This is a genomic window from Nostoc sp. UCD121 (genome assembly GCF_014222285.1).
GTDB lineage: Bacteria > Cyanobacteriota > Cyanobacteriia > Cyanobacteriales > Nostocaceae > Nostoc.
Map to the genome: position 1 here is coordinate 21,488 of NZ_JACKZS010000044.1, position 20,517 is coordinate 42,004.

Annotated in this window: 14 protein-coding genes and 1 tRNA gene; 8 read left to right on the top strand and 7 right to left on the bottom strand. The window is 42.6% G+C overall.

The annotated features are described in order from the left end of the window. Positions 1–315: 315 nt before the first annotated feature. Positions 316–1,584 (top strand): glycosyltransferase family 1 protein, encoded by a 1,269-nt coding sequence (locus tag GNF10_RS12060; protein ID WP_185583320.1) that lies wholly within the window; start codon positions 316–318, stop codon positions 1,582–1,584. Positions 1,585–1,762: 178 nt separating this feature from the next. Beyond that, the gene (locus tag GNF10_RS12065; RefSeq protein WP_185583322.1) at positions 1,763–3,490 is read left to right on the top strand and encodes an NFACT family protein; all 1,728 of its coding nucleotides are present in this window, start codon (positions 1,763–1,765) and stop codon (positions 3,488–3,490) included. Between the two features lie 446 nt (positions 3,491–3,936). On the opposite strand, the gene GNF10_RS12070 is transcribed toward GNF10_RS12065, so the two are convergent. The 5 genes from GNF10_RS12070 to GNF10_RS12090 form a co-directional block, all read right to left on the bottom strand. Continuing rightward, entirely contained in the window at positions 3,937–5,091 is a 1,155-nt protein-coding gene (locus tag GNF10_RS12070) for a site-specific integrase (protein ID WP_185583324.1), read from the bottom strand. 192 nt (positions 5,092–5,283) lie between these two features. Continuing rightward, positions 5,284–5,356 (bottom strand) — tRNA-Phe (locus tag GNF10_RS12075). Between the two features lie 75 nt (positions 5,357–5,431). Next, positions 5,432–6,301 carry a metal ABC transporter permease gene (locus GNF10_RS12080; protein ID WP_185583326.1) on the bottom strand — a complete coding sequence of 290 codons (870 nt, stop codon included), beginning with the start codon at positions 6,299–6,301 and terminating at the stop codon, positions 5,432–5,434. Positions 6,302–6,311: 10 nt separating this feature from the next. Then, positions 6,312–7,088: a metal ABC transporter ATP-binding protein gene (locus GNF10_RS12085; RefSeq protein WP_185583328.1), complete on the bottom strand. Its 777-nt coding sequence runs from the start codon at positions 7,086–7,088 to the stop codon at positions 6,312–6,314. Between the two features lie 212 nt (positions 7,089–7,300). Continuing rightward, positions 7,301–8,308, bottom strand: a complete 1,008-nt coding sequence (locus GNF10_RS12090; protein ID WP_185583329.1) for a metal ABC transporter substrate-binding protein — start codon at positions 8,306–8,308, stop codon at positions 7,301–7,303. 488 nt (positions 8,309–8,796) lie between these two features. Between GNF10_RS12090 and GNF10_RS12095 the strand changes: the two genes are divergently transcribed. Beyond that, entirely contained in the window at positions 8,797–10,398 is a 1,602-nt protein-coding gene (locus tag GNF10_RS12095) for an iron uptake porin (protein WP_185581663.1), read from the top strand. An 89-nt stretch (positions 10,399–10,487) separates the two neighbouring features. Here GNF10_RS12095 and GNF10_RS12100 read toward each other — a convergent pair whose 3' ends face one another. Continuing rightward, complete coding sequence (locus tag GNF10_RS12100) at positions 10,488–11,570, bottom strand: DUF6745 domain-containing protein (RefSeq protein ID WP_185581664.1); 1,083 nt, start codon at positions 11,568–11,570, stop codon at positions 10,488–10,490. Further along, a complete protein-coding gene (locus GNF10_RS12105; protein ID WP_260446032.1) occupies positions 11,557–11,850 on the bottom strand; it encodes a hypothetical protein in 294 nt (97 codons plus the stop codon). The genes GNF10_RS12100 and GNF10_RS12105 overlap by 14 nt, the downstream gene beginning before the upstream one ends. Before the next feature lie 433 nt (positions 11,851–12,283). Between GNF10_RS12105 and topA the strand changes: the two genes are divergently transcribed. The 5 genes from topA to GNF10_RS12130 all read left to right on the top strand — a co-directional run bounded on the left by topA (position 12,284) and on the right by GNF10_RS12130 (position 20,129). Continuing rightward, positions 12,284–14,944, top strand: coding sequence for a type I DNA topoisomerase (topA, locus tag GNF10_RS12110; RefSeq protein ID WP_185581665.1), 2,661 nt, complete (start codon positions 12,284–12,286; stop codon positions 14,942–14,944). Between the two features lie 503 nt (positions 14,945–15,447). Further along, positions 15,448–15,588: a hypothetical protein gene (locus GNF10_RS12115; protein ID WP_012410890.1), complete on the top strand. Its 141-nt coding sequence runs from the start codon at positions 15,448–15,450 to the stop codon at positions 15,586–15,588. A gap of 7 nt (positions 15,589–15,595) precedes the next feature. Then, positions 15,596–16,063, top strand: coding sequence for a type II 3-dehydroquinate dehydratase (gene aroQ, locus GNF10_RS12120; protein ID WP_185581666.1), 468 nt, complete (start codon positions 15,596–15,598; stop codon positions 16,061–16,063). Positions 16,064–16,176: 113 nt separating this feature from the next. Further along, entirely contained in the window at positions 16,177–17,118 is a 942-nt protein-coding gene (locus GNF10_RS12125; protein WP_185581910.1) for an ADP-ribosylglycohydrolase family protein, read from the top strand. A gap of 311 nt (positions 17,119–17,429) precedes the next feature. Next, entirely contained in the window at positions 17,430–20,129 is a 2,700-nt protein-coding gene (locus GNF10_RS12130; protein ID WP_185581909.1) for an HD family phosphohydrolase, read from the top strand. Positions 20,130–20,517 lie beyond the last annotated feature (388 nt).

The following is a 20,517-nucleotide window of genomic DNA, read 5'->3' on the forward strand; positions in this document are numbered from 1 at the left end:
AATTTCTGCTGTCAATTTGTCAAATAAAGGTTAAGTATTTATTTAATTAATTTAGACAAGCATAAAAAAAGGTGAAAAACTATAACTTTTATCTATCAAAAGTATGAAATATGAGGTATAAATTTTCCTCTATCTAAAGAAATTAAATATAAATACTTAACTTAAAATTATACTTCTGGCAGAAGATGTAAAAAAATATTAGGTATATTAAATTAAAATAAATATTAATCAAAGTTTCTCAACAATTCAAGCACGTGTGTTACACACGAACTTGAAAGAGCCTAGAGCTTTGTTAAAATCAGCAACACACAAACTATGAACTCTACCACCGAAAAACGTATCGCCTTGATTTCCGTCCACGGAGATCCGGCGATTGAAATAGGGAAAGAAGAAGCTGGGGGACAAAATGTTTATGTGCGCCAAGTGGGTGAAGCACTAGCGCAGCTGGGATGGCAAGTTGATATGTTTACCCGCAAAGCAAGTCTAGAGCAAGACTTGATTGTTGAACATGGGGACAATTGTCGAACTATTCGTTTAAAAGCTGGGCCCCTTGAGTTTGTGCCGCGAGATGAAATTTTTGAATATTTGCCAGAATTTGTGGATAATTTCCTCAAATTTCAGGTAAAAAATGAGATTAAATACGAGTTAGTTCACACTAACTATTGGCTCTCTAGTTGGGTGGGGATGGAGTTAAAGAAAATCCAACAGAGTAAACAAGTTCACACCTACCACTCATTAGGAGCCGTCAAATACAATACGATAGAAAATATCCCTCTGATTGCCAGTCAGCGATTAGCAGTAGAAAAACAGGTATTGGAAACAGCAGAGCGAATTGTGGCGACAAGTCCGCAAGAACAGGAACACATGCGATCGCTAGTTTCCACTGAAGGCAATATCGATATCATTCCCTGCGGTACAGATATTCAGCGCTTTGGTTCCATTGGGCGAGAAGCAGCCAGGGCTGAACTGGAAATTGCCAAAGATGCCAAAGTTGTATTATATGTAGGGCGTTTTGACCAACGCAAAGGTATAGAAACCTTGGTGCGTGCAGTTAACGAGTCTGAACTACGCGATTCTAATAATCTCAAGCTAATTATTGGCGGTGGTAGTACTCCAGGTAACAGCGACGGCATTGAGCGCGATCGCATTGAGCAAATCGTCCACGAATTAGGAATCAGTGATTTGACCATCTTTGCTGGTCGTCTCAGTCAAGATATTTTACCAACTTATTACGCAGCTGCCGATGTCTGCGTTGTTCCTAGTCACTACGAACCCTTTGGACTCGTAGCGATCGAAGCGATGGCAAGTGGTACGCCGGTTGTGGCTAGTGATGTTGGTGGACTTCAGTTTACTGTAGTTAATGAACAAACTGGTTTATTAGCACCACCACAAGATGTAGGTGCTTTTGCGTCTGCTATTGACCGAATTCTCTTTAATCCAGAGTGGCGAGACGAATTGGGTAAAGCTGGCAGAAAGCGTACTGAAAGCAAATTTAGTTGGCATGGTGTCGCAACTCAGTTGAGTGAACTTTACATCCAATTGTTGGAACCATCAGCAAAAAAACCTGCATTGGTTGCTAAATAGGGTTCAAGCAACTTAATACACTCGAATAAAATCATTTTACACAACCGATAAATTCTGTAGAGAGACGCAAAATTTTGCGTCTCTACATTTTTTCCGAGATCATATTTATGCCTACATTAATATCAATATTAGAGATGATGGAAGTATACTGAGCATCGACCTTTGAACGCGAACGGCTATGCAACCAGTTGATTTCACTACCCTTACAGCTACTTGTAGCGAGATACGCGCTAACTGGCTGCCCTCGCGGACAGAACAGGTTTATCAGCGCGATCGCTATACTATTGCCATAGCATTACGCACTCTGAAACAGCGTGATTGGCTACAGATTTCTTGGCATCCCCAAGCTGCACATATTTGTATTGGCGATCCGCCACCGCGATCGCCAGATACCTTTACCTTTAGCCAACAACTGATACACCAATTGGGTGGTTTGGCATTGGTGGGTATTGAAGCGATCGCACCTTGGGAGCGTGTTATCGATTTACAATTTGCCCGTCGTCCCGGAGAAAGCGCCCTGTATCATGTCTATGCAGAAATTATGGGCAAATATAGCAACGTTATTCTCACCGACGCTAGCAATATAATTATCACCGCAGCCCATCAAGTCAGCCAGCAACAATCTAGTGTCCGTCCCATCCAAACCGGACAACCTTATGAAACACCACCAAAACTGACTGGAACTGTCCCCAGTTTGAGCGAATCCCAAGAACGTTGGCAAGAACGGGTAAGTTTAGTACCAGGAGCAATCAAGCGGCAATTACTGAAAAGTTATAGTGGTTTGAGTGCAGCGTTGTTGGAGTTAATGCTGTTAGAAGCAAATATCGCACCAGAAACATCTACCGATACTCTCAACCCCGACGACTGGCGAAGGTTGTTTGAGCGTTGGCAAGAATGGCTGCAAGCTTTGGATTCCAAGAAATTTCAACCCGCTTGGACAAAAGATGGTTACACCGTAATGGGTTGGGGTGTAGTGGAAAAAGTCAAAGATATCCAGGAGTTGCTCAACCGTTACTATAGTAACCAAATTGACCAACAGTTATTTTCTCAATTGCGCCATCAGTTGAGTCAGAAATTAAATAATATTCTGGTGAAATTACGCAACAAGGCTCAAACCTTTAAGACGCGCTTGCAGCAATCAGATCAAGCTGATGAGTATCGACAAAAAGCTGATTTATTGATGGCTCATCTGCAAAACTGGCAACCAGGGATGAAAGAAATTATCCTTGCTGATTTTGATACAAATTTGCCAGTAGCGATCGCTCTCCAGCCAGATAAAAATGCTGTCCAAAATGCTCAAAGTCTTTACAAACAGCACCAAAAGCTGAAACGCGCTCGTGCTGCCGTGGAACCCCTACTATTAGAAGTGCAGACAGAAATTGAGTATTTAGAACAAGTAGAAGCTGCGATCGCTCAGATAGACATTTACAAAACATCAGAAGATTTACGAGCTTTAGAAGAAATCCGTGAAGAGTTGATTGGGCAAAAGTATCTAGAAGATCCAGAATATCGCAGTCGCAGTGCAAATGAACCTCCTAGCACTAACTTTCATCGTTACCTTACCCCCAGTGGCTTTGAAGTATTAATCGGCCGCAATAATCGCCAAAATGACCAATTAACCTTTCGTGTAGCTGGGGATTATGACTTATGGTTCCACGCTCAAGAAATCCCAGGGAGTCATCTGCTACTACGTCTAGAACCCGGCGCTGTGGCAGAAGAAGCTGATTTGCAATTTGTCGCTAATCTTGCTGCTTACTACAGTCGCGCCCGTCAGAGTGAGCAAGTGGCAGTAGTTTACACCCAGCCAAAACACGTTTACAAACCCAAAGGAGCAAAACCGGGAATTGCAATTTACAAGCAGGAGAGCATCCTTTGGGGAAAACCACAAATAGTCATTAGTCACTAGTTACTTGTACTGAGTTTCGGCTGCGCTCAACTACCGCGTAGTCGTAAAGCCTGCGGCATAGCTACGCTTAGGGCGCAGACTTTGGTAGACAAGTATTGGTCATTTCTTTTCTGCTTCCTCTACCTCTGGTTTTGTCAGTCTATACCCTGCGTTCTGCTGAATTCTTCTAATAGATAGAGGCTTTTAAGCTTTGCTAATATCTTTTTTTGATGAATATTCCTGAAAAATCTGTGTTGACTGTTACAATATTGTTAAGAAAAGTTGCCCGTTGCATTTTGGGAACGCGCAATTGGGTTTTAACTCTCTTGAGAAGACAACGCAAAAAAAATATTTTATAGACCAGCTGTGGGAGGCTGGTCTTTTTGTATTAAATACATACAATACTTTGAGTATTTTTTGAGCATTTATAGCTCAATACGCTTGGGTTAGCCTCTTACATTACTATTTTAGGAAAGCTCAGGTGGTCTGAGATTTGTAAAGTTGGTTGCACCATAGTGGTTGTCGATCATTTTGGCTGATGTTCCAGTCAATCTGCCAATCGCGGTGCTATTAATATGTGCTTCCACACACAAGCTGATAAAGGTATGCCGTGTCTGGTAGCTCTTACGATAAGGGATATTGCATTTACCTATAATTGACTTCCATGCACGATTAGCGAAGTTGTGATGGTCAATGAATTTTCCTTTCGGGCTTGTAAAGACAAGAGATTCAAAACTATCTTCTTCAGATTTCATCTCATCTAAGATTGCCTGCACTTCTAAATTAATCGGAAAATCACGTTTTATTTGGGTTTTTAGTCCCTCTTTGAGAACTAAACCATTTTCTGAGACGACAACAGTTTCCCGAAATTGAATCACACTATTAGTAACATACTTCCATTTCAAGCCAACGGCTTCTGATGGTCTACACCCTGTAAAGAAAAGGAAGCGCACATAGTTTGTGTAATGCCTATAGTGGCGATCGCTAGCAAAAGTACGAATAATTAAATTTCTTTCTTCTTTACTGAATGGATTAATATCCTGTTCTTCTGAAGTACCCTTGGGAACTTTGATTTTCATAGCCGCAAAAGGGTTAGTGTCGATTAATCCCTCTTTCATTGCCCAATTACAGCAAGCTTTGAGTTGGGTTAAGCAGCGCTTTGCAGCATCTGGAGTGAGATTCGATAAAAGATGATCTCTAATAGCAGATGCCTCATCTAGCGATCGCGTCGGTAACTTAGCAATGTGATTTCGATGTTTAGAGAAGTCTTTGGCATAGGTACTGGGGCTAACTTGCGGTTTTTTAAACTCGCTGTATTTGTCCCATAACTCATCTAACTGTGGTTTTGGTTTTTGAATTGGTGTAACTGGTGTAACCGTACTTAAAGATGATGCAGGTTTGTACTTCGCTAAAGTCTCGTCCAACTGCTCATATAAGATATCCTTCTCAATCTCCGCTGCTTTCAGTTTTGCCTGTTTCCGACTAGCAGGAGTATCTAGCCATCCTGTGGACAAGTAATGGCGCTTACCAGCATAGTGAAATCTCAACTGTATTCGACCATTAGAGCTAATGATTGATATAGATCCTTTATATCCTCGTTCCCTAGAAGAATCTTGGTACATAAGTATTAATGGTGTACTTGTCCTCTACTCTAGAATATTTACACCACTTTTACACCACTTTTGTCTCTAAAGGTATCCAAAAACGTCCAAAAATGGCATAAAGACTAGAACATTTATCCTCTATACTCTCTTTTTGAGGGATTAGAAACCAAAAACCCCTTAAATTCGTTGAATTTCAAGGGGTTTTGATGATGCCAGGAACCGGACTTGAACCGGTGACACGAGGATTTTCAGTCCTCTGCTCTACCAACTGAGCTATCCCGGCTGGGGCTTTTGTGAGCCACGATTAATAAATGTAGCAAACATCCCAAAATATAGCAAGCCTTTGGATAAAAAAGATTTATGCAGCTTTCAAGTTCAACTTAAACCAGATGAAAACGGCTATAAATAGCAGAAATTGGACAAGAACAATACTTGGGCCAGAAGCAAGGTTGAAAATACCAGAGACAATGATGCCAGCAATGCTGCTGATGGAACCAACTATCACCGATATGACTAGAAAGCGGCTAAAGTGGTGACTCATCAATTTGGCAGTGGAGGCGGGAATAACCAAAAAGGCGTTCACCAGTAAAACGCCGACAGCTTTAATCGCTACGGCAACGGCGAGTGAAAGCAAAACCACAAATACATAGCGGTACAATTGGACGGGAATACCTTGGACTTGTGCGACATCAGGGTTAAGGGTCAATAAAATTTGCTGTCGCAGGGTTGATAGTAAAAATATGCTACCTCCCACAAGTACTAACAGCGTTAAAATCAAATCTGTGGTGTCGATCGCTAGAATATCGCCGAACAGCACAGCCATCAAGTTGCCACGATATCCTTTAATCAGGCTAGTGAGAATTACACCGATCGCTAATGCCCCAGATAGCACTATGCTAAGAACGCTATCGCTACCTAAGTCGGTTTTGTCGATGAAGTAGAGGACAATAACGCCAAAAACCAAGGTAAAAGGTAACAGCATCCAAGTCGGATTTATTTGGAGTAGTACACCTAATGCCACACCTACTAACGCTGCATGACCAACGGCGTGGCTGAAAAAGGACAACTGGCGCAAGGTGACAAAACTACCCAACATCCCACCAAGTATTCCCATTAACACAGCACCAACGATCGCACGCTGCATAAAGGGGAATGTTAATAAGCTTACCAAGTCATTACTACTGGCGATCGCTAACCAAGCTATCTGACAATCATTGAAGAAATTCATACTATGGGTATTAATGTTGGTGCTGGTAACGGCTGAAACCTGGGCCGTAGGTTGCTAACAGGTTTTGCGGTGAAAGGGCAATTTCCGGTTTACCAGTACAAACAATGCTTTGGTTCAGGCAAAGCACGCGATCGCAATGGCGATTTACCATATCAATATCATGAGAAACTTGTAATACCGTCCAACCCTCTTCGCGCTTTAATTCATTTAGCAAAGCGTAAAAATCTGCTGAACCTTGCACATCAACACCAGCAAAGGCTTCATCGAGTACCAAAAGTTTCCGAGGCATTACCAAACAATAAGCCAATAAAACCCGCTTAAGTTGTCCACCGCTAAGAGTACCAATAGCTTGATGCTGTAAATGATAAGCATCAGTTCGCCGTAAAGCTTCTACTACTGCTGCCGATTTTTCTCTGTCTTGTTTCCACAGCTTGGAGAAAAATAAATCTCCCTTTTTTCCTTCCTTTGCCCATCCCAGTCCCACCAATTCGCTAACAGAAATAGGAAAACTGCGGTCAAAGATGAAATTTTGCGGCATATAGCCCAAAAAGTGGCGTAAATGCCCCAACCGTGCAATTGGGCGACCGAAGATTTCAATCGTACCAGCACTTCGAGGTATCAAATCTAAAACCGCTTTTACTAAGGTACTTTTACCAGCACCATTGGGGCCAACTATGGCTGTATCTGTTCCAGGCAACAATTCAAAAGAAACATCTCGAACAGCTAGATAACTACCTTGATAGACAGTTAATCCTTCTACTTTTAAAATAGCAATGTCATTAGTCATTAGTCATTGGTTATTAGTCATTGGTCATTGGTCATTGGTCATTGGTCATTGGTCATTGGGACTTACGCAAAATCATGATAAAACGAACCGCAAAACACACAAAGGAATAAGAGTTTCAAAGAGTTATTGCGTAAGTCCTGATTAGTCATTAGTCATTAGTTTTTGCAAAGGACAAAGGACAAAGGACAAAGGACAACTGACAAATGACAAACCTATTTACATGAAGTTTCCAAAATTTGCAAGTTAGCTTTCATTGCCTTGAAGTAATGTTGCGGCTCTGTTTCACCAGTTTCAAGAGAATCTAGAGGATGCAAAGTTAATTTCAAGTCTTTCGAGAGGCTACTGAGGAGTTTGTTATCTACTCCTGGTTCGCTAAATAAAGCTTTAACTTTGTACTTTCTCACAGCATTGACTGCATTTTGCACATCAGTTGGTGAAAGTTGATCTTCAGGGATTTGCACTACAGCAACTTGCTTGAGGTTATAGCGTTTTGCTAAATATGGAAACGCATCATGAAAGGTAATAAAGGTGCAACTAGGAGTTTTTTGTAAAGTCTGCTGAAATTCATTATTTAAACTTTCTAATTCTTTAATATAAGCCGCAGCATTTGCTTCATAAGTAGCTTTATTTGCAGGATCGGCAGCAATTAATCCATCCCGAATATTTATTACCTGTTGTTTTGCCAAAACTGGATCTAACCAAACATGAGGATTACCTTGGGCGTGTGCGTGGTCTTCTTCCTCTTTCCTTGTTTTTACAATAGGTGAAATTTCATTTAAGGGTTTAATATCTTTACTGGCATCAATTTCAGCTAGTTTGGTATTTTCGGCATTTTTAACAGTATTTTCCAGAAACTCCTCTAAACCTAAACCATTTTTTACTAACACATTCGCAGTTGCGATCGCTTTGACATTTTCGGGTGTCGCTTGGTATTCATGTACCTCCGTACCAGGCGGGACTAGAATTTCTACATCTGCCACATTCCCAGCTACTGCCTTAGTAAACAAATATATCGGCAAAAATGTCGTCACAACTTTAGTTTTTCCTAACTGCGCTACTGGCGTGGATACAGTCGCCTGTGTTTGCGGCGACTGTTCAGGTATTGTTCCCTGATTCGGATTCGATTGGCTACAGCCAGCAATCATCGACAACATTAGTAGAGCCATCATGGACAAGATGCCGCTTCTTTGTCTGCATGTTATCAGCCCTCTACCATTCATCATCACGGTGTTTTCCTCCTCAAAATCGATGCAAGTCTATGACAGGACTTACGCAAAATACCTCTCAAACTCTTATTCCTCCGTGTTCTCTGTGCCTCTGTGGTAGCCTGCGGCAAGCCGCTGACGCTCCTTCTCTGCGAGACGCTACGCGAACGTCGCTACCGCTTCGCTAATGCGTCTACGATTTTATGTTACCTGTGCGTAAGTCCTATATGAGACTTATTCTAAATTTTAGACTATAATAATTCTCATTCTCACTCAAAATACATAATATCATTCTCAGTTTCCTGTGTAATGAGTAACAACAAAAATTTGTCAGATGGTACAGCCCTCTGCAATTTAGTTTTCCTTTAATAATTAGGATTTATTGACTTTTTTTGTTAAAAAGGTTGTCTATTTCTGATAATATTACTGACAAATATTTGCATAAAATACACGTTAAAAAAACGTGCTTTGGGTGTGAATTGGAGATCAGTGTGAGGAGAAAAATGCAAAAATTCTGTAAATATCTGCTAGTTAGTCCAGCAGTTTGCTGTGCAGTGCTATTTGTAAATACTGCTGCATTTGCAGGTGAAATATCCAATACTTCAGAAATTAATCAACCGCAGGTTTTAGCTAGTCCAGACACAGAAACTCAGATAATGGGGCAAGTTACTTCCGTATCTCAATTTTCTGATGTACAACCTACTGACTGGGCATTCCAAGCATTGCAGTCCTTGGTTGAGCGCTATGGCTGTATTGCAGGATACCCAAATAGTACTTATCGCGGGAATCGGGCATTAACGCGATATGAATTTGCTGCCGGTTTGAATGCTTGTCTCGATCGCGTTAACGAACTTATTGCTACAGCCACAGGCGATTTAGTTAACAAACAAGATTTAGCAACATTACAAAAGCTGCAAGCAGATTTTTCAGCAGAACTGGCGACACTCCGAGGTCGTGTAGATGCAGTAGAAGCTAAAACTGCTGAATTGGAGGCGAATCAGTTCTCAACCACAACCAAACTGCAAGGACAAGTTGTTGCTGTCGTTAGCGATGTTTTGTCAGGAAATACAGTTAACGGTGCAGAAATTACAGATAAAAATACAACTTTAGGGGCACGAGCGCGAATAGAACTTGTGACGAGTTTTACTGGAAAAGATACGTTGTTTACCAGAATCCAGGCTAATAATATTCTTACCCCTGACATTGGTACACCAGAGGGCAATTTATTTTTTGCTGGTGAGGATGGTACTACTGATGCTGCTATAGACGCACTGTTCTACAGATTTCCGTTGGGCGAAAAAACAGAGGTTGTTGCGATCGCTAACGCAGGTGCAGCAGATGATATTACCACTACTGTTAATCTCTTTGACGGTGATGGCTCCTTTGGTGCTTTATCCACCTTTGGTACACGTAACCCAATTTATGGCCAAATGAATGGCGCGGGTTTGGGAGTAACGCACGAGTTCAGTGATAAATTGGCACTGAGTTTAGGGTATTTGAGTGGTACAGCTAATGACCCTACACCTAATAATGGTTTGTTTAATGGATCTTATGGTGCGTTGGCACAGTTGACAGTTAAACCAAGCGATCGCATTACTATTGGTTTAACTTACATCAATTCCTACAACCAACCACTACTCACAGGTAGCAATGCAGCAACTCTCGCGCCCTTAGATATAGATGCCGATGGCACGTTAGATTCCCGATTTTCCAGTAATTCTTATGGTGTCCAAGCATCCATCGGCATCACCGATAAGATAGTCTTAGGTGGTTGGGCTGGATACACCAACAGCCGCACATTAAATGGCGATCGTGGAGAAGTTGATATTTGGAACTATGCCGTTACCCTCGGCTTCCCTGACCTCGGTAAAGAAGGAAGTTTGGCTGGTATTATTGCCGGTGTGGAACCTAGATTAACAAGTTCTAATATCGCAGGATTAGATACAGATCCCGATACATCCTATCATCTTGAGGCGTTCTACCAGTATAAGCTGAGTGACAATATTACCATTACCCCAGGAGTCATCTGGCTAACATCCCCAGATCATAACAATAACAACGATGATGTTGTGATTGGCGCACTGAGAACCACATTTAGTTTCTAATTTTAAAGATTCCCAAAAAAGACGCAAAAGATAAATTTGCGTCTTTTTTATGCGATCTCAAAAATAAAACCTAATACAGTTAAGCATGATTATGTTTGCACACCAAATGCCTCTGGGTCTACACCCCAATTCACCCAGCCAATTGCCTCACGCGCTGAGTTCATATTCGGTGGAACTCGCAAGGCGTGAATAAAGCCTGTACTGGGACAAGTCATTTTTAGTAAATGAATTGATTCTTCATCAGCATCAATTTTTAATAGTGTATATTCAGCCCAAGTATCTAATTCAATAGCTTGTAGTTCTTGGCAGATTCGGGCGTAACCAATACCCTGAATTAACACTCGGCGTAGTTCGGCGTTTTCCTCTCTCAAAAGCCATCCAGCTTGCCATTGCTGCGGGTGAATCTTACCGTATTTTTCAGGTAAAGTTACGCCGTGGTAGGAGTAGAGGCTATATCCATCAGTAAATTCAATAGCTGCTTCGCCTTCAGCGTGGAGGCGATTTTCATTGTCAAAAGATAATTTTGTGGGGCGATCGCATACTATACAAATTTCCTTAAAAGGATAAACCCAACCACAATTCTCAACCAGTCCTCGCAATAACTGCCATCCTGTGGAATTGTAAGGTGCATTGAATACAACAAAACCAATTTCAATCAAACAGCATCTTTGTATCCATTCTTCAGGCTCTACTCGCATATCGCTCTCTAAGAAGCTCAAAACTTCATTGGGAATATCTCCTTGAGTGATTAAATGCTGTATGACTTGTTGCCAGAAGAAAAAACATATATCTAAGTTGAAGTAGAGTTCATTGGATAGAGAGGAAAATAAATCTTCAGACAATAACTCTCCTAACCAATTAAGGATTTTATTAAACAAGTCATGGTATGTTTTTAGCAGATGCTCTGGTAAATTCCATCGATACCAATATTTTTCAAGATTGCTGTAGCTATTTTTTAAATTAGCATTAACACTTTTAAAAGCTGCAAGAGGGCTATCAAAAAATAAAATTCTCGGCTTAGATAAGCCGAGAACTTCGTAAGCTATTTTTACCGCTATTGCTGCCTTTTCTCTATCAATCCGCTCAGTTGAAAGCGCGATCGCTCGCCACTTTTCCCGATAGACTGGAATCAAAGCCTCTTGCTCAGGTGTTAAATTTTCAATCAGCGACATATCGCCAACCTTCAGGCTCGTATTCCCGTTGAATTTTCAACCATCCAGTCACCTTGGGGAATAGAAATAGCTTTATGCTCCTCATGGCAAGCAATGCCGACTCAGAAAACACACGTAAACAAAGTGTGCTATCTTTTTGGTATAATTCGGCATTTCTCTCAGTAATGCGATGCTTATGCCCCGTAACTTCGCCTTCTGCCAAAGTTAAGTGAGGTATTTTTTTTCCTTCAATTTGCCGCAGAGGCAGTAAAATTACATCACCTTGACGAATTGGTTTCATAGTTTTGCTTTCCTGACATGGATACAAACCCTACTTCGCTTTTGCTCTCAAGTTTGGTTTAATTTTGGCACAAGCTATATGAAAGTGGGAATTGGGGATTGGGGATTGGGCATTGGTCAATAAATAGTTATTCTTCCCTTCCATTCCCCATTCCCCATTTCCCATGGCCAATTCCCCAAATTTTAAAACTGTAGTCGCCAATTATGCGTTAGATAAGTTAAAGATTGAAATAGCTGGAAATTCAAATCCAGCGTGGCCTTCTCTATCCTTTGGGACAGACTGGGCCACAAGTTCAGGGGATTTTCTCCCAAGCAGACAGTTTATGTGAGGATTAAATCACCGCCCTAAGCGCGACCTTTTATCTTGACAATTTGCAAAAATTACCTCAATTTGACTGTTTAGCTTAGTAGCTATTCTTTTTATTGAAATTTCCATGTCAACTCTCGTCATCGTCGAATCTCCAACCAAAGCTCGTACCATTCGCAACTACCTGCCAGCAGGCTATCGGGTGGAAGCGTCTATGGGTCATGTGCGTGACTTACCCCAGTCGGCTAGTGAAATTCCTGCTGCCGTCAAGGGGGAAACATGGGCGCAGCTAGGGGTAAATGTGGACGCCGACTTTGAACCGGTATATGTTGTCCCGAAAGACAAAAAGAAAATTGTCACCCAGCTTAAAGAAGCCCTTAAAGATGTAGATGAACTGATTCTGGCAACAGACGAAGACCGGGAAGGTGAAAGCATTAGTTGGCATTTATACCAATTGCTGAAGCCGAAAGTTCCGACTAAGCGGATGGTGTTTCACGAAATCACCCAAGAGGCAATCAAAAAAGCTCTGAAAAACTGCCGCCAAATCGATGAGCAGTTGGTTCGCGCTCAAGAAACGCGGCGGATTTTAGATCGACTCGTGGGTTATACGCTGTCTCCCCTGCTATGGAAGAAAATCGCCTGGGGATTATCTGCTGGGCGGGTGCAATCTGTAGCTGTGCGGCTTTTAGTCACTAGAGAACGCCAACGCCGCGCTTTCCATGAGGGTACATACTGGGATTTGAAAGCCAGTTTGTCAAAGGAAAAAACGCCCTTTGGTGCCCAGTTGGTAACATTGGCAGGAACCAAAATTGCTAACGGCAGCGATTTTGATGCAGCGACTGGAGAAATTATCGCAGGTCGCAATGTCTTGTTGCTCAACGAAGATCAAGCGGTAGCCCTCAAGGAACGCCTAACAGGGAAAACCTGGAGTGTTACCGACATCGAGGAACGCCCAGTGACGCGCAAGCCGTCGCCACCGTTTACCACCTCGACACTGCAACAAGAATCTAACCGGAAATTGCGCCTCTCAGCCCGCGACACGATGCGGGTTGCCCAGAATTTGTACGAACAAGGGTATATTACCTATATGCGGACAGATTCGGTGCATTTGTCAGATCAAGCGATCGCAGCTGCTCGGAGTTCTGTAGAAAAGCTTTATGGTCAACAATACCTCAGTCCCCAACCCCGGCAATACACCACCAAATCCAAAGGCGCACAAGAGGCGCACGAAGCAATTCGTCCAGCCGGTAGCACTTTTCGCACTCCCCAAGAAACTGGTTTGGGCGGTCGGGAACTTGCCGTTTACGATTTGATTTGGAAGCGGACTGTCGCCTGTCAAATGGCTGATTCCCGCCAAACTCAAATTAGCGTGCAATTGCAAGTTGAGGATGCTGGATTCCGTTCTTCTGGCAAACGGATTGAATTTCCTGGATATTTACGTGCCTACGTCGAAGGCTCAGATGACCCAGAAGCAGCACTGGAAGACCAGGAAGTAATTTTGCCCAATCTGAAAGTCGGAGATCATCCGAATTGTACAGATTTAGAAGCAGTTGGACACGAAACTCAACCCCCAGCTAGATACACCGAAGCTTCTTTGGTGAAAACCTTAGAAAGTGAAGGTATCGGTCGTCCCAGTACCTACGCCAGCATCATTGGCACAATCATTGACAAAGGTTATGCCCATTTGGTGAGTAACGCCCTCATTCCTACCTTCACCGCTTTCGCCGTCACCGACTTACTGGAAAAACATTTCCCAGACATTGTTGATCCCAGTTTTACCTCGAAGATGGAGCAAACCCTTGATGACATTTCTACAGGTGAGGTAAAATGGCTACCCTACTTGCAGAAATTTTATCTGGGAGAAAAAGGGCTGGAAACCCTGGTAAAAGAACGGGAAAGTCAAATTGATGCCACCACAGCTAGGACTGTAGAACTGGAGAATCTAGATGCCAAAGTCCGTATTGGTAAATATGGTCCCTACATTGAAGTTACAAATGGTGAGGGGGTAATCACCGCCTCAATTCCCAAAGACTTGACCCCAGCCGACCTCGACCCCAAACAGGTAGAAGTTTTGCTGCGACAAAAAATCACAGGCCCCGACCAGGTAGGTCGGCATCCCGAAACTGGCGAACCGATTTATGTGAAAATCGGTGCTTATGGGCCTTATGTCCAATTGGGCGATAAAACCGACGAAAACCCCAAACCGAAACAAGCCTCCCTACTCAAAGGTGTCACCCCAGAAACCGTTACCCTGGAAATGGCTGTTGGTCTATTGGCACTACCCCGGACATTGGGAGTTCACCCAGTCACAGGCAGCAAAATCCAAGCAAGTTTGGGACGCTTTGGCCCTTATGTGGTTCATGACCAGGGTAAGGAAGGGAAAGATTACCGTTCCCTTAAAGCTGCTGACAATGTGTTGACAATTAGCCTAGAGCGTGCATTGGAATTATTGTCCGAACCAAAAAAGGGACGCAGTTCCACCAACAGCAAGTCCAAGGCAGCCTTACGCGAATTGGGCCCACATCCAGAGGACGGGGAAACAATTAACATCTACGATGGCCCTTATGGCCCTTACATCAAGCACGGCAAAACTAATGTGAGTATCCCAGAAGGTCAAACTGTAGAAGATATAACCCTGACTGAGGCGCTTAACTTATTGGCAGCTAAGGCATCGACAACGAAATCGACTCGCAAAACGACTAAATCAACGACTTCCAAATCTAAGTCAACTGCTAAGTCAACTGCTAAGTCAACGACGGCTGCGAAAAAGAAAGTCACAGAAGGCTAACTGTAAGTCAACTGATTTTGGATTTTGGGTTATAGCTTTGGTGCGCTTCCAGTGCAACTCGGATTTTGGATTAAAAGAATTTTGCGGTTCATACCCCGATGCCACTTGCTTTATGCCGGAGAATCCGTCCACCGCAGTGGCTCCCCCTTGTAGGCAAAATCTAAAATCTAAAAGACGCTCCTACCTACGGACGCTCGATGACTCGCTACCGCTTCGCTAACGCTACCCTAGCGTAAATCTAAAATTCGTAGTCAAGAGTCCAAAGTCCGATCTTTAAACTCTTGACCCTTGATATTCATCCTTGATAGGATGCAGTTCTGTAGGTTGCAAGTGTGATACTCTAAAAAGTAAGGGAGAACACAACGCCAAATTTTAGAAGTGGCTTATGTCCCAAATACGGGATTGTGTCTGTGCCCGGTTGGAAGCCAGAGGTACGACAATGTGCCATTTCCTGCGTACCTGTTAATCAAAATTTGAGGTAGTATCTCAGGAGCATTCAGTTCATGGACTATATAGAAAAGGTGCTGGAAAAGCTTAAGGAATTAGCACGCAGGCTGATTGAAAGCCTGTTAGGGCCAGAGGCTGAACCGGAACCGGAACTGATTCCGATTCCTGTGAACGATCGCTCGCGTCGTCGCCACTAGAGCCAAAGTGTTGAACTCGACATTACAACCCTTAAGCATTCTGGCACTGCATGGGCCAAACTTGAATTTGCTAGGACAGCGAGAACCAGGAATTTATGGCGCGTTGACACTAGCTGAAATTAACCACCTGTTAGAAGAAGAAGGATTCAAGTTACAGGTGAAAGTTTTTCCCTTGCAGTCAAATCATGAAGGAATCTTAGTAGATAGTATTCATGAGGCATTAGGACAACATCAAGGAATTTTAATTAATGCCGGGGCATATACTCACACCAGTGTGGCATTGCGAGATGCGATCGCGGCTGTTAACTTGCCCACAGTCGAAGTGCATCTGAGTAATATATACCGCCGGGAAGATTTTCGCCATCATTCGTACATCGCCCCAGTTGCGATCGGGCAAATAAGTGGTTTTGGCGTTCAAAGTTACTTGTTGGGTTTACAAGCTTTAGTAAATCATTTAAGAAAAAATCAAACGTAAGGAATGAAAAATTAATTGATTTTTAGAGTTTAGATTTGGGGTTGAATAATTTTATCCCAAATCTAGGTTACGCTGGGAACGCTCCAAAAGTGCGACCCAAAATCTAAAATTCTATGCGTTATTCTCCTATAAGTAGATTTAGAGGTACTTTCCTCGGAGCCTTTCTGGGGGAAACTTTAACATCTGATGGTAAAATACAGTCTCAGATTTACCTAGATTTAGGCAGAATGGCGATTCTGGGTACTGAGAGTTTAATTAACTTGGGTAAATTAGATTTAGATGATTGGATAGCGCGTCAGCAGCAAGAATCTCTTCATTTAGCAGCAGCTGGTGATATATCGATAAAAATAATTATTGCCACACTACCAATAGCACTTTTTTTTCACGAAAATCCGATTAAGCTGCGACAAAACTTGCTGCGTGTACTCAAAATCTGGGAAGATGACCCAGTAGTACGGGATGGAACACTCGCGGTAGCTTATGCGATATCTCTTGCCCTAACTGAAAAACTCGACCCTCTAACCCTCATCCCACAAACAATTTCTTTTCTTGGTGAAACACCAACATCCATACCAAACAAATTATTAAAAGTCCAGAATTTATTAGAGCAAGGAGCGGGATTGTCAAGGGCGCAAGCTGAGTTTGCTAGAGAAGAAAAACTCAGTAACACAATTGCTATGGCATTTTACTGCTTTTTGAGTACCTTAGAAGACTTTCGCCTTGCAGTTTTGCAGGCTACTCACAATGACAATTCTAAAGTGCAAGATGCTACATCCCTAAGCTCACAGGCTACAGGTGCAATTACTGGCGCTTTATCAGGAGCATATAACGGTATAGGCGGAATTCCTGTAAATTGGCAAGTCTTGCTCTTGCAAAGGAATTCTCCAGCATGGGGATTAAGTAGCTTTTCCCAAATGTTAAAATTGACCGATGCATTTGTGGCGGTGTGGTCAGGAGTGTATGATATTGACCTAAATCCCAAAGAGTTAACACAGGGATATGAGGAGGCTTTGCTTTCAGTTTACGCAGCTCCCCGCGTTATTCGATCGCGTTAATTTTATTTCCACCGAACAATAGTGCGGGTACTAAACTCTCAAAATTAGCTTCATAAAACATATAGGACAGCTTGGATTAAATCCAGCTACCATCTCAATTAACTAGACAAGGGGCTTTTGACCCTTGCTATAGTGTACTAGTCTTATATACTAGAACTTTTCAGCAAACCTCAGACAGATTCTGTCTGTAGCTATTGTGGCAAATCAGCTTTAATTAGCCTCGTCACCGTAGTTGCAACAGTAGCAGATGAAATTTCCCTGATGATTGTCTTTTTTTGAGCTATTAAAGTAGGCAATTGCAGGCAGAGATAATGAAAATGCAGCAATTTTTGCAGTTCTTAACCCAGCAATTGACTCACTGGCGGCGACAGTACAAAGGACTACGCCGTAAAGGAAAGTTAATGAGAAGTCCTAAAAGTAAAAGCGATAGAAAGCAACTTTTAAGGACTTTCCTGAAGAATGTAATCTTATTTTTATCCAAAACCAATGAGAAAAGCGCTCGTCGAAAACAAGAAAGAGCGCTCCAGTCAAAGGCAAAATCGGTCAAAACTAAGAGTAGTATTTATTCAGTCTGTTTAGATTGGGTGCATGAACACCGCTCCCTGGGAATTTTAGCGATCGCTGTATTATCCCTTACAGGCGTTATTGGGCAAAAATTATACAACCAAACTCAACTACAAGTAGGATATCCCGCGCCCCAAACCATTACAGCGCCTTATACAGCTAAAATCGAAGATCAGAAAAAAACAGAAGCCGAGCGCAAAGCCGTCAGTAGAAGCTCCTTACAAGTGTTGATGCTGGATGCGCGAATGAACGAACAAATCAACGAAAATTTGCAAGAACTTCTAGATGATGGTAACGAAATTCGTGCCGTTGCTGGAGTTTTTCCTTTTTTTGATCCTGTAGTTTTGCCCATCTCTACCCAGCGTTACCTCCGCTCTTGTAATGACTCAGAATGGCAAGCGGTACTAGTTGCCGTAGAAAATAGTAAAAATCAGCAAAAGAAAGGAACAGGACAAACCGCCTCATCCCGTTCATCATCTATAGCTGCACCCAATCAGGAACGCCAACCGCGCCCAACACCACAGAAAACAGAGCCAGTTGATTTTTCTCAAAGTACTGATTTTACTCAAGCCGTTGCAGAACTAGAATCTTACCGCGTCACAACTTCTGAGAAAAACTTGTCTTTACTGATTTCCCAAATTTCCCAAACACGCAAAAGATACACCGAAGCGACTACCAAACTTTTACAGTTAGAGACTGTTACCCCAGAAGCAGTATACGAAGAATCATTCCTTTTGGATTTGTCAGATGTGGAGTGGGAAAAAACACAAATGGGAATCCATCAGAGTGCAGAGCGGATTCTCACCCAAGGCATCCCACAAGGACTGCCAAAAAATATATTACAGGATGCGGTGAGTTTGCAATTGCAGTCCTTTGTACCAGAATCCGCCGAACCTTTGGCAAAGAACCTGTTGTTAGCTGTACTCAAGCCGAATCTGCAAAAAGATGAAGAAGAAACGAGAGTAAACGCTCAAAAGGCTGCTGCTGGAGTGCCGCCTGTGATGGAAGAGGTACGGCGTGGTGAGGTAATTGTCAAAAAAGGAGAGCAGATTACTGCATGGAACTTAGAGGTGCTGGAGCATTATCGCCTGGTTCGCCGAGAACTAAAATGGCGGGGGTTGTTGAAGTTAGCAGGGGTAATTGCGATCGCCATTGGCATTTTTGTCTGGGTAGAACGACATATTGATTACGAATTGCGACAACGCGATCGCCTTTTGGTGTTATTGCTAACTTTGAGTGTGCCAGGATTGGTGACAGTGGGATTGCCTTACACCACTTGGAGCGCCCTTGGTTTATTGTTGGGAAGCTTTTACGGCCCGACTTTGGGGTTAACAGTTGTTGGACTGCTGTTGCCGATATTAGCTGTTAGCTTGGATATGAGCAAGGCTGCGCTTTTAGCTGGTGCTGGTGGGGCAATAGTAGGTAGTTACATAGCGCAACGATTGCGATCGCGTGAAGAATTGGCATTATTAGGGGTTGCGATCGCTTTAACTCAAGGCGGCATTTATCTGGTTGTTAAAATCTTAATTGGTCAAGCATTTGGTTCAACCTGGTATCTCGTCCTCCGAGAAGCCGGGTTTTTTGCTTTATCCGGTTTAGGCTGGAGTGTTGTAGCTTTGGGATTGAGTCCTTATCTCGAAAAAGTTTTCGATTTGGTCACTCCCATCCGTTTAGCAGAGTTGGCGAACCCTAATCGGCCCTTATTAAAACGACTCGCTACAGAGACTCCTGGAACTTTTCAACACACGTTATTTGTAGCTACCCTTGCCGAAGCTGCTGCCAAAGAACTAGGATGCAATGTTGAGCTAGTCAGGGCTGGTACATTATATCATGATATTGGCAAAATGCACGACCCCCTTGGCTTTATTGAAAATCAAATGGGGGGGCCGAATAAACATGATACAGAGATTAAAGACCCTTGGAAGAGTGCAGCAATTATCAAAAAGCACGTAACTGAAGGGTTGGTAATGGCGCGGAAACACCTTTTACCGACAGCAATTCAAGCTTTTATTCCAGAGCATCAGGGAACGATGCTGATTGCCTATTTCCATCATCAAGCCCAGCAAATGGCTCAGGAAGATCCGAGTTTAATAGTAGACGATGCAGATTTCCGCTACGATGGCCCGATTCCCCAATCACGTGAAACCGGAATTGTGATGTTAGCGGACTCTTGTGAAGCAGCGTTGCGATCGCTCCAAGCATCAAGTTCAGGTAAGCGTGTGGGAGAGAAGCGATCACTTAAAGATGTCTCCACCGAACAAGCTTTAACAATGCTGAATAATATTCTGCGTGCGAAATGGCAAGACAATCAACTCGCTGATTCAGGATTAAAACGGGAAGAGATGTCACAAATTGCCCAGATATTTGTGGATGTTTGGCAGCAATTTCATCACAAACGGATTGCTTATCCTAAATTCAAGGCTAATGGTGCTGTACGAAATTCGTAATGCGAGCGCATATCTGCTATTAATCTTATTAGCAGGTTTTTCTTGGAATGCGATGCTTACAGCGGGCTGTGCCTACGCAGTTTTCCCTAGATAAATAAAGTTTGGAAACATTTCAAATAAGTCCGAATAGGAATTAAAAATTAATATCCAAGCTGAGAATTTTTAAGGCATGATGGAGCAAAACTTTTAGGCAGCATTACCTACTAAAAACGCTTATGCTGAATCACTTACTATTTTTATCCTATAAGCATTTCTTAACTTTTTCTTTTTATTTATTATCCTTTAACTCATACGTGTCTAGTTGGTCAATACATAAGCTGTATACTTGACTTGTATCAACAGTATGTGATTTACTTGGCTTGGTTATTCATGATAATAACCCATATAT